Origin of the sequence: Pseudomonas helleri (assembly GCF_001043025.1) — a bacterium.
GTDB lineage: Bacteria > Pseudomonadota > Gammaproteobacteria > Pseudomonadales > Pseudomonadaceae > Aquipseudomonas > Aquipseudomonas helleri.
This window is the reverse complement of record NZ_JYLD01000035.1, coordinates 1-1,431: the sequence shown is the minus strand read 5'-3', so window position 1 is coordinate 1,431 and position 1,431 is coordinate 1. Positions and strand designations below refer to the sequence as shown.

Here is a 1,431-nt window from a genome sequence, read left to right as displayed (position 1 = left end):
GGCTAATGCCAGTCAGTTAAGCTGACTGGCATCTTTATTTTCGGGTCGGATATTTTGCTGGGCGCTGCTTCACTGCTCGCGGGAACCACCGATCAGGTCGCCGATGGGGCAAAACATACTGCGGCGCTGATGCCTGCAAATCGGCTAGAAACCCTGGCAAGTTGCCGGGATGGTTCAGTGACGTGCCATGCAGCAAGCCCAAAATCGCCCAACTGCAGGCGGTAAAGCTCATTTCACATGGGTACACACCAGGGCACTGCCTGGACATTTGCACCATCTGATAACGCAATAGGTTGTAACCCAGCAGCACGCCCCACAGCTCTTGCGCAATCATCTCCGGTGTCTTGCTTCGCAGCGTGTACTCTCCCCCCAAAAGTCCTTGTTTGATCTCGCGATAGCCCAGTTCGATTTCCCAACGCTGACTGTAAAGATCGACGATCTCATCGCACGGGAAGCGCAGCGGATCGGTCATGGAGGTCAGCACGCTTACAACCTTTCCCTTGATCGTTTTGCTTAATAGTCGCGCTCGAATTTCTAGCGGCAAGCCTGGCCATTGCTTGCGGGCTTGAGGCGATGTCCGCAGCATGACCAAGGCATCATTGCGCCCAAGCTTGTGCTTGATCTCGTACTGAGTGCCTTTTTTCAAAGGGATCAGCCAGTGTCGATGCTCACCTTGTGATTGCCAGTGGTGCAGCAAGCCCAACGAGTAGAACCCTTTGTCGAACAGGGTGAGCGAATGATCGGGAGTCGTGGAGATCAGTTTTTCGGCCAACTTCATTTCGCTACTGTGGTAGCTCTCGAACGTGCTGCTTATCAGCAGGTGGCTGGTCAGCTCCATCTGACAGACCATTCGAACTTGAGGAAAACTGCCATCGCCGTGCTGGTTAGTAGCGCCGCCATAGTGCGCACGGTTTTGCGCGGTATCCGGAGCATTCCAGACGACACCATCCACGCCAAGTAGCGTTAGTCCCAGCCATTGAGGGTGTTTGGCCTCTTCGTGCCACCGCTGCTGGGTAAGCGTGAAGACTTCGCGGACAGCATCGCTCCCGAGCCGTTGCCGCCCTTGAACAATAGCGCTCGGTGCTACCAGAAGCCGCTTGCCCGGCAGCATGATGTCCATGTGATTCACAACATCCCAAGCCGACATCCGGCGAAACAACGCCATGCCGATGATGCACCACACTAGGCTTTCAAGTGGAAGACGGCGCTTGCGAATGGTCGAGACACCCGCGCTTTCGAAGGCTTGCTTAACGATGTCTGGATCATGCAAGGCTCCTAGCCCCTCAAGGGCATGTGGCTGCAATGCCATTTCATGGGTGAGGGACAGGGCTTTTGATAGGCGCATAAAAAATCCGATGCTCGTTTCCAAGCATCGGATTTTGCGGCCTGTGGGCTAAAGGTCAATGCGTCAGTCTTAACTGACTGGCATTA

Annotated in this window: 1 protein-coding gene; it reads right to left on the bottom strand. The window is 54.8% G+C overall.

Annotation, left to right across the window (positions count from 1 at the left end):
* Window positions 1-34: 34 nt before the first annotated feature.
* The gene (locus TU84_RS25160) at window positions 35-1,345 is read right to left on the bottom strand and encodes an IS4 family transposase (RefSeq protein ID WP_048374005.1); all 1,311 of its coding nucleotides are present in this window, start codon (window positions 1,343-1,345) and stop codon (window positions 35-37) included.
* Window positions 1,346-1,431 lie beyond the last annotated feature (86 nt).

Excerpts from the sequence above, each read along its gene's own strand:
- TU84_RS25160 (WP_048374005.1), bottom strand. The coding sequence starts at position 1,345 with ATGCGCCTATCAAAAGCCCTGTCCCTCACCCATGAAATGGCATTGCAG.